This window comes from Sphingorhabdus sp., from assembly GCF_029865925.1.
Classification (GTDB): Bacteria; Pseudomonadota; Alphaproteobacteria; order Sphingomonadales; family Sphingomonadaceae; genus Sphingorhabdus_B.
This window is the reverse complement of the sequence record NZ_JARXAI010000051.1, coordinates 1-8,354: the sequence shown is the minus strand read 5'-3', so window position 1 is coordinate 8,354 and position 8,354 is coordinate 1. Positions and strand designations below refer to the sequence as shown.

Below are 8,354 nucleotides of genomic sequence, written 5' to 3'. Positions count from 1 at the left end.
ACTTCGCCTTCCTGTGGCTTTTCCTGAGCTGTATCGGGGATGATTATCCCGCCAGCGGTTTTTGCTTCGGCCTCGACCCGACGGACGAGAACGCGATCATGCAATGGACGAAATGCCATATGTTGAACCTTCCTTTAATTGTTCGCCATCCCGCCACCGGCCAAAGCCCGGCGTGACGGCAATGAATGAGCGTTGGCACTCTTTTAGTGTGAGTGCTAACAAGGCCCAGATAGGGAGTTTTCATTACAGGTCAAGGACTCGGGAAACGAATTTTTTTGCCGAGGTTTCAGACCCGCGCCGGCAACCCCGCAGATTGCAACGCCGCATGCGCATCGGCGATGCTATATTGGCCGAAATGGAATATCGACGCCGCCAGAACTGCGCTGGCATGGCCTTCGCGCACGCCAGCGACCAGATGCTCCAAATTGCCTACGCCGCCGCTGGCCACAACAGGTATGTGTACTGCGTCGGCAATCGCGCGCGTCAGTGCAAGGTCGTAACCGTCACGCGTGCCATCGCGGTCCATGCTGGTGACAAGCAATTCCCCCGCACCGAGGTCCGCCAATTTGACGGCATGTTCCAATGCATCGATGCCCGTCGGTTTGCGTCCGCCATGGGTGAAGATCTCCCATCGGTCGCCGGTCCTGCGCGCATCAACTGAGGCGACCACGCATTGGCTGCCGAAGCGCGCGGCGATATCAGCAACGACTTCAGGTCGCTCGACTGCCGCACTGTTGACCGCGACCTTGTCTGCGCCCGCCAGCAACAAAGCCCGCGCGTCCTCTGCACTGCGCACGCCGCCGCCAACGGTCAGCGGCATGAAGCACACTTCTGCCGTGCGCCGCACGACGTCGATTATCGTGCCGCGCCCTTCATAGCTGGCGCTAATATCGAGAAAGCAAAGCTCATCAGCACCCGCCGCATCATAGGCTTGCGCTTGCTCGACTGGGTCGCCCGCATCGCGCAGGTCGACAAAGTTCACACCTTTGACCACGCGGCCATTGGAGACGTCGAGGCAGGGGATGACGCGGACGCGGACAGTCATGCCCGCGCCGCCACCTTAATCGCCGTCGCCAGATCCAGCCGCCCATCATAAATTGCGCGGCCCGTAATCACGCCCTCAATGCCGTCCTTGACATGCAGCGCGAGCATGTGAATGTCATCAATGCCCTTCACCCCGCCGCTGGCGATCACCGGAATGTTCACGCGCCGCGCCAGATCAACCGTCGCGTCGATATTGCATCCGGTCAGCATGCCGTCGCGCCCAACATCGGTGAAAAGGATCGAGGCTACACCCGCATCTTCGAACCGGCGGGCAAGGTCGATGACAGGCATGTCGGATTTTTCTGCCCAGCCCTCGGTCGCCACGAACCCGTCGCGTGCATCAACGGCAACGACGATGCCGTCTTCAAACTCGCGCGCCATGTCTTTCACGAACTGCGGGTCTTTAAGCGCCGCTGTACCAATCACCAGCCGCGCAACGCCCATGTCGAACCAATGCTCGACGGTCTGCGGATTGCGGATGCCGCCGCCCAATTGGATATAACCGGGGAAATTTTCGATAATGCCCTCAACCGCTTCGGCATTTTCGGGGCGTCCCGCAAAGGCCCCATCCAAATCGACCACATGCAGAAATTCCGCGCCTTGTTCGGCAAATAACATTGCCTGCGCTGCGGGGTCATCGGCATAGACGGTAGCGCGGTTCATATCGCCCTCGGCCAAGCGCACAACTTCGCCGCCCTTGAGGTCAATCGCGGGAAAAACGATCACGGCTTCCACTCCAAAAAGCGTTTGAGGAAATTGATGCCATAAGCCTGACTTTTTTCAGGATGAAACTGCACCCCCATGATGTTGGCGCGGCCCACCGCAGCAACAAGCGCACCGCCATGGTCTGTGGTCGCCAGAACATCCGTCGCGTCGGCGGCGTCAAAATGATAGCCATGCAGGAAATAGGCTTCACCGCGTTCGATAAGCGGCGCGCCGTCGCTCGGCATGACATCATTCCAACCCATATGCGGGATTTTCAGGCCCGTGGCGGGCGCAATCGCACGCACGGTGCCGGAAATCCAGCCCAGCCCGCGCGTGCATTTATGTTCCACACCTTCATCGGCAAGCAACTGCATGCCGACGCAGATCCCCAAAAATGGTGTTCCCTGCGCCCGAACGCGCTGCTCCATAGCGGCGATCATGCCGTCAATGCCGGACAAGGCGGCCATACAATGTGCAAAAGCACCAACACCGGGCAAGACAATCCGGTCAGCGTGCGCAACAATATAGGGATCAGCCGTGACATGCACATCAGCCGCGCCCGACGCCTTCAACGCATTATGCACCGAATGCAGATTACCTGCGCCATAATCAATCAGCGCAAGGGTCACGGTCTAGAGCGTCCCCTTGGTCGAAGGGATGGCATCTGCCTTGCGCGGATCAATTTCGACCGCTTGGCGCAACGCGCGGGCAAGCGCTTTGTAACAGCTTTCTGCAATATGGTGATTGTTCGAACCATAGAGATTTTCAACATGCAGCGTGATACCGGCGCTGGTCGCAAAGCTGTGGAACCAATGTTCAATCAGCTCGGTATCCCATTCGCCAAGGCGCGGCATGCCAAGAGACACCTTCCACACAAAATAGGGCCGCCCCGAAATATCGAGCGCGCAGCGGGTCAGCGTCTCATCCATCGGCGCATAAGCCGTGCCATAACGCGTGATGCCGCGTTTATCGCCAAGCGCCTGCAAAACGGCCTCGCCAATAGCGATGCCCGTGTCTTCGGTTGTATGGTGCTGGTCGATATGCAAGTCGCCCACCGCCTTGACCTTCAGGTCAATGAGCGAATGCCGCGACAATTGCTCAAGCATATGGTCGAGAAAACCGATGCCTGTGGACACTTCATATACACCAGTGCCGTCAAGGTTTACCTCAACATCAATGGACGTTTCGTTCGTCTTGCGACTGATAGAGCCTGTACGCATGGCCGCCGATATAGCTGCGCTAGCGCATTTGGCAAGTTGGCTTACACCAACAAGCATCTTGATTTCGAGCGCTCAGCGGTCCACCTAGCAAGGATGTCCGATGAGCATGTTGATAGCCTAATTCCTTATGACGACGTTGTGCAGGAGGCATTGCGCGCCGTTGTTGGCCGCGTGCTCGGCGATGTTGCGCGTGATGGCCTGCCGGGCGACCATCATTTCTACATCACTTTCAAGACTCAAGCCCCAGGCGTTGCCATTCCGCAGCATCTGCACGAACGCTTCCCCGATGAAATGACTATTGTGCTTCAGCATAAATATTGGGACTTGAAGGTTGAGGCCGAGCATTTCGAAGTGGGCCTGTCATTCAGCCAGATCCCTTCGCATCTGTTCATTCCTTATTCCGCGATTACCGCCTTCGTTGACCCTGCCGTTGACTTCGCGTTGCAATTCCATGTTGACGCTGGCGAAGGCACGCCCGAGCCACATGAAGAGGCTGGCAATGACAGCCCATCGGTGGCGATAGAAGATGGCTCCAACGTCGTCAGCGTGGACTTCGGACGGAAGAAGTGACCGGGGAAACCCGCACGGAAACTGACAGCTTTGGACCGTTAGAAGTCCCCGCAGACGCTTATTGGGGCGCACAGACGCAGCGCAGCATCGCAAACTTCCCCTTCCCTCCGCATGAACGCATGCCGATGGGCATTATCTACGGCCTTGCGCATGTGAAGCGCGCCGCAGCGTTGACGCATAAGGCCTCTGGCGCGCTGCCAGCCGACATCGCTGATGCCATCATTACCGCAGCCGACGCCATATTAAGCGGCCAATATGACGCGCAATTCCCGCTTGTCATCTGGCAAACGGGCAGCGGCACGCAATCGAACATGAATGTGAACGAGGTTATCGCCGCCATCGCCAATGAGGCGCTGACGGGCACACGCGGCGGCAAAACACCGGTGCATCCTAATGACCATGTGAACATGGCCCAATCGTCGAATGACAGTTTCCCCACCGCATTGCACGTTGCGACGGCGCTGGCGGCACGCAATGACCTCTTGCCCGCCCTTGGTCGCTTGACCGATGCGCTTGCCGCAAAAAGCACCGAATGGCAGGACATCGTTAAAATAGGTCGCACCCATTTGCAGGACGCAACGCCGCTCACTTTAGGACAGGAATTTTCCGCCTTTGTTGCGCAACTGGCTGCCTGCCGCGTCAGCATAGAGCATGCCGTCACGCATCATGTGCAAAAACTGGCTCAGGGCGGTACAGCAGTCGGTACTGGCCTAAATGCGCCCAAAGGCTTTGACTTAGCCATCTCCAATGAGATTTCCTCGGCAACCGGCATCGCGTTTGAGCCCGCCAGCAATAAGTTCGAAGCGCTGGCCTCTAACGATGCTTTGGTGCTGCTGTCGGGCACGCTCAATACGCTCGCGGTTGCGCTCACCAAACTCGCCAATGACATCCGCTTGCTGGGCTCTGGCCCGCGCTCCGGCCTTGGCGAATTGCATTTGCCGGAAAATGAACCCGGCAGTTCAATCATGCCGGGCAAGGTCAACCCGACGCAATGCGAGATGCTGACGATGGTCGCGGCGCAAGTCATCGGCAATCATCAGGCGGTGACAGTCGGGGGGCTTCAGGGGCATTTGCAGTTAAATGTGTTCAAGCCCATGATTGGCGCAAATATCCTGCGGTCGATTGATCTGCTTGCCATTGGCATGGACAGCTTTGCGCTCCATTGCGTCGCGGGTCTTGAGCCTGACCGAACACGGATCGCCGATTTGGTGGAACGATCGCTTATGCTCGTGACCGCGCTTGCTCCGATTATCGGCTATGACAATGCCGCCAACATCGCCAAACGGGCGCTGCGCGAAGGAACCACTTTGCGCCAAGCCGCGTTAGCATCCGGACTGGTTGACGAAGCCACTTTCGACACCCATGTGAGAGCGGAAGATATGGTTTGAATAACAATTTGTTGGTGTGCTGCGTGGGAGACGACAAATGCTAAAAACAATCGCAGGTGCCGTTATCGGCGAAGTTATCGGACGCAAAAGCGGCAATGGCTTGCTTGGAGCGGGGCTTGGCATTGTCGCCACGCGCCTTGCAACCCGCTCTATTCCGGGCTTGCTGCTCGTCGGCGGCGCATTTGCGGCCAAAAGCATGTTTGACAAACGCAAGGAACGCCAGCGTAGCTGATCCGCTTTCGTCGGTCACAACCGCGCTTCCCTCTTGACGCGCGCCTAAGCTTTCGCGCAGTAGCGGCTATGGCCCATACCGACACCCACAAGCCGCATGAATTGGAACGCCGCGGACTGCTGTTCGTTCTCTCATCCCCATCGGGTGCAGGTAAATCGACGCTTTCACGGATGCTTTTGGATGCCGACGCAAAAATTGCATTGTCGGTTTCATACACCACACGCGAACCGCGCCCCGGCGAGATAGAGGGCGTTCATTATCATTTCACCGATACGGCTACATTCAAGAAAATGGCTGCTGATGGTGAATTTCTGGAATGGGCGCATGTTTTCGGGCATCGCTATGGTACGCCAAAAGGGCCGGTAGAGGAAAAGCTCGCCGCTGGCTGCGACGTTCTGTTCGACATCGATTGGCAAGGCGCGCAGCAATTATATCAAGAGGCTGGACCAGACGTCGTACGCGTCTTCATTTTACCACCATCTATTGACGAGCTGGAACGCCGCTTACACAGCCGTGCACAAGATAGCGACGCCGTCATTGCAGACCGTATGAGCCGCGCAAAGGCAGAAATCGGGCATTGGGACGGTTATGATTATGTGCTCATCAACGACGATGTGCAGGCCTGCTTTGAAAAGATTCAACAAATTCTTGCGGCCGAAAGGATGAAGCGTCGGCGGCAAAAAGGCTTGATCGGCTTCGTCCGCGACCTCGCGGCGACTTAGGGTCAGGACCTAAGCGAAAGCCGCCAAAAACAGGGTAATTCCGCCCAAGCCAATCGACAAATGCCAGCGCAGCTTCATCCAGCCGGGTGGCAATGCGCAGCGCGAGGATAACCATCGATCCGCCAAGGGCGATAGCATTAGGAAAATTCCAAGCCATGCCAGTGAAGGGCCGGGCCATTCCCAACCCCAAATCCATGGCAAATAGGTTGCAAGCGACAATAAGCTTGGCGCGACAGCGAGCGCAAATATCCCGTTGGCCGACACATCATTGTTGCGCGTGGTAACAGCAAGGCCCCACCACATGCCGCCCAAGAAGCTGAATATAAATGCAGCATAGCCATAGGCCGCCGCCAGCCCTGTCCAGCGATACTCCATCCCGGACAAGACCATGACAGCGGCAATGACCTGCGGAAGCAATCCTGCATAGCCTGCAACAAACGCCGCCTTTGGAAGCGGTCGTAAGGTGAATGTCGCGTTGTCTGTCATTGGCCTTTTCCTTGATTATAGAACCCGATTACCCGCCCTTCCCTTAACCAGCGAGGCGGGTTTTCACCTAGGTTCGGGGTACAAGCAAATCCAGAAAACGCACCGCGGCCATAAATTCGCCTTCACGATCGCTCCGGTTTTTCTGCGCCCAATGGTCTGCGCCCCATAACTCTTCCTGCCAAATCTCGTCCAGACAGGCGGCGTTCCAAATATCTTCGGCGGTGCCTGCGCGTTCGATGATGGCCAGGGTTGCGACAAGCGATCCTGACAAATGCGCAAGTTTTGCCATAGCGGCCAGTTCAAATGCCCCGCGTGCAGAGACTGCGCGGCGCAAAGTCTCAAGCGTCGCCGGAGGCTGGGGTTGGTGCATGATACCTTCGACAATGAGGAAATCGATATCATAATGCCCTTTGGCCCAGTCCAGCCACGGATCCCAAATCTGCGCCTGCCGGTCGGCCAATGCCTCACCAGTCGCGGCGCGATAACAAAAATTGTCCGTCTCGCCATAGGCCGCAATGGCGGCGGCAAAACCATCATGGTCCGGCGCGATCCGGTCGATGGCTGCATTGGCAAACCCCGTATTGGGCATCAGCACGGGGTTCGCGTTTTTTTCGACAGCCTCCCATTCGGCCACAACTGCGTCCGCCATTTGTTGCGTGGGCAGCGCCAGCAGATTGCCTGTTGGCGTCTTTACCGGACGGCCATCAAGCCGAACGGCGAGCCCAAAATCACTGGGTTCAAGCGTAACTGCCTTCCAAAATCGCCTCATTTATCAGGTGTACTTTTCCATCTTTTCGACAGCAGAACAGGCACGAGCATAAAGCCTATCATGCCGACAAGAAACAAGCCGAAGCCAAGCGCCTTGGGTAGTCCAAATGCCTCCCGTGCGATGACGGCCAAGCCGACAACCAGCATGATCGCACCCGTAATCCGGCACAGGTTGATAATCAGAAACCGGTATTGCTCGCGTGTTTCTGCGCGGGATTTATCGTCTGTGGGTGTCATGCAAAATCCATGAGATAGGTTTTAAGGTCGTCCATGCTTTCGGCGATATAGTCTGCCCCTGCTTCGCGCAGGTCCTCCACGCTATGATAGCCCCAGTTCACCCCCACGGTCCGCGTGCCTGCCGCACGGCCCATATGAATGTCATATACCGTATCGCCAATGACCACTGCATTGCGTGCATCGGTGCAGGCATCGGCCAGCGCTTGACATACCATTGACGGGTGCGGTTTGGACGGATGGCGATCGGCGGTTTGCAGCGTAACGAACAAACCCGTGATGGCATGATGGTCAAGGCAGCGCATCAGACCGCGATCGGACTTGCCCGTCGCCACGCCCAACAGCCAGCCGCAAGCGTCCATTTCCGATAACAACGATGCCATCCCGTCATAGAGCGGTTCATCGACTAAGCCGTTGTTGCGCAATGTAAGGAACGCAGTCCGGTAATGTTCGGCCATGTCCTGATGGCATTTATCCTCCGCATTCGGCAGCAACACGCGCATGGATTCTACCAACGATAACCCAACCACCCGCCGGATATCATGACGCCGCGGTGGGGTCAGCCCAGCGCCCTCAAACGCATACTCCATGGCCATGCAGATATTCGCTTGGCTGTCGACCAACGTCCCGTCGCAATCGAATATGGCAAGGCGATGCGTCATTCAGGGAGATTACGCATCGCGTCGGCAATTGCAATATTGCCGGCCACCGCCGCGCCATTTGCCGCTGCCTCCCGCATAGCTTCGCCTTTGTTTTGCCCTAGCTTCAGAGTGCTTCGCCATGTGGTGACGTGCATTTCAAACCCGTAAATGCCGCGGAGCATTTTTTCAAACAGGCCATCCGTCATTTTGGCGCGTGTCCAAACGGGTTTGGGCGCCAGTTTCAACTCTTGGGAATAAGATAAAGCATCCGATTGAGCGATCAACTCCGCCTCGTCCATTTTACGCGCAGGCCCCACCAACTCGACCGCCACATAATTCCATGT

General features: G+C 57.1%; 13 protein-coding genes and 1 pseudogene. 4 read left to right on the top strand and 10 right to left on the bottom strand.

Annotated features, from left to right (window positions below):
- The 5 genes and pseudogenes from QE270_RS04920 to hisB form a co-directional block, all read right to left on the bottom strand.
- Nucleotides 1–119: pseudogene (locus tag QE270_RS04920) on the bottom strand (co-chaperone GroES); the annotation flags it as partial.
- A gap of 167 nt (nt 120–286) precedes the next feature.
- A complete protein-coding gene (gene hisF / locus QE270_RS04915; protein ID WP_300036060.1) occupies nt 287–1,045 on the bottom strand; it encodes an imidazole glycerol phosphate synthase subunit HisF in 759 nt (252 codons plus the stop codon).
- Complete coding sequence (hisA, locus tag QE270_RS04910; RefSeq protein WP_300036057.1) at nt 1,042–1,770, bottom strand: 1-(5-phosphoribosyl)-5-[(5-phosphoribosylamino)methylideneamino]imidazole-4-carboxamide isomerase; 729 nt, start codon at nt 1,768–1,770, stop codon at nt 1,042–1,044. The genes hisF and hisA overlap by 4 nt, the downstream gene beginning before the upstream one ends.
- Complete coding sequence (gene hisH / locus QE270_RS04905) at nt 1,767–2,378, bottom strand: imidazole glycerol phosphate synthase subunit HisH (protein WP_300036054.1); 612 nt, start codon at nt 2,376–2,378, stop codon at nt 1,767–1,769. Before hisH ends, hisA begins: the two co-directional genes overlap by 4 nt.
- Nucleotides 2,379–2,381: 3 nt before the next feature.
- Entirely contained in the window at nt 2,382–2,969 is a 588-nt protein-coding gene (hisB, locus tag QE270_RS04900; RefSeq protein ID WP_300036051.1) for an imidazoleglycerol-phosphate dehydratase HisB, read from the bottom strand.
- Nucleotides 2,970–3,062: 93 nt separating this feature from the next.
- Here hisB and QE270_RS04895 point away from each other — a divergent pair, with 93 nt between their 5' ends.
- The 4 genes from QE270_RS04895 to gmk all read left to right on the top strand — a co-directional run bounded on the left by QE270_RS04895 (nt 3,063) and on the right by gmk (nt 5,881).
- Complete coding sequence (locus tag QE270_RS04895; RefSeq protein WP_300036048.1) at nt 3,063–3,539, top strand: ClpXP protease specificity-enhancing factor SspB; 477 nt, start codon at nt 3,063–3,065, stop codon at nt 3,537–3,539.
- Nucleotides 3,536–4,927: a class II fumarate hydratase gene (gene fumC / locus QE270_RS04890; RefSeq protein WP_300036045.1), complete on the top strand. Its 1,392-nt coding sequence runs from the start codon at nt 3,536–3,538 to the stop codon at nt 4,925–4,927. Before QE270_RS04895 ends, fumC begins: the two co-directional genes overlap by 4 nt.
- A 37-nt stretch (nt 4,928–4,964) precedes the next feature.
- Nucleotides 4,965–5,159 (top strand): hypothetical protein, encoded by a 195-nt coding sequence (locus QE270_RS04885; protein ID WP_300036042.1) that lies wholly within the window; start codon nt 4,965–4,967, stop codon nt 5,157–5,159.
- 68 nt (nt 5,160–5,227) lie between these two features.
- The gene (gene gmk / locus QE270_RS04880) at nt 5,228–5,881 is read left to right on the top strand and encodes a guanylate kinase (RefSeq protein ID WP_300036039.1); all 654 of its coding nucleotides are present in this window, start codon (nt 5,228–5,230) and stop codon (nt 5,879–5,881) included.
- Nucleotides 5,882–5,890: 9 nt separating this feature from the next.
- Here gmk and QE270_RS04875 read toward each other — a convergent pair whose 3' ends face one another.
- The 5 genes from QE270_RS04875 to QE270_RS04855 all read right to left on the bottom strand — a co-directional run.
- Complete coding sequence (locus QE270_RS04875; protein WP_300036036.1) at nt 5,891–6,367, bottom strand: DUF3429 domain-containing protein; 477 nt, start codon at nt 6,365–6,367, stop codon at nt 5,891–5,893.
- Between the two features lie 67 nt (nt 6,368–6,434).
- Nucleotides 6,435–7,136 (bottom strand): ATP12 family protein, encoded by a 702-nt coding sequence (locus QE270_RS04870; protein ID WP_300036033.1) that lies wholly within the window; start codon nt 7,134–7,136, stop codon nt 6,435–6,437.
- Nucleotides 7,133–7,372 (bottom strand): hypothetical protein, encoded by a 240-nt coding sequence (locus tag QE270_RS04865; RefSeq protein ID WP_300036030.1) that lies wholly within the window; start codon nt 7,370–7,372, stop codon nt 7,133–7,135. The genes QE270_RS04870 and QE270_RS04865 overlap by 4 nt, the downstream gene beginning before the upstream one ends.
- Entirely contained in the window at nt 7,369–8,031 is a 663-nt protein-coding gene (locus QE270_RS04860; RefSeq protein WP_300036027.1) for an HAD-IA family hydrolase, read from the bottom strand. The genes QE270_RS04865 and QE270_RS04860 overlap by 4 nt, the downstream gene beginning before the upstream one ends.
- Nucleotides 8,028–8,354: FMN-binding negative transcriptional regulator (locus tag QE270_RS04855; protein WP_300036024.1), on the bottom strand; the 327-nt coding region annotated here is incomplete at its 5' end. The genes QE270_RS04855 and QE270_RS04860, both read right to left, overlap by 4 nt.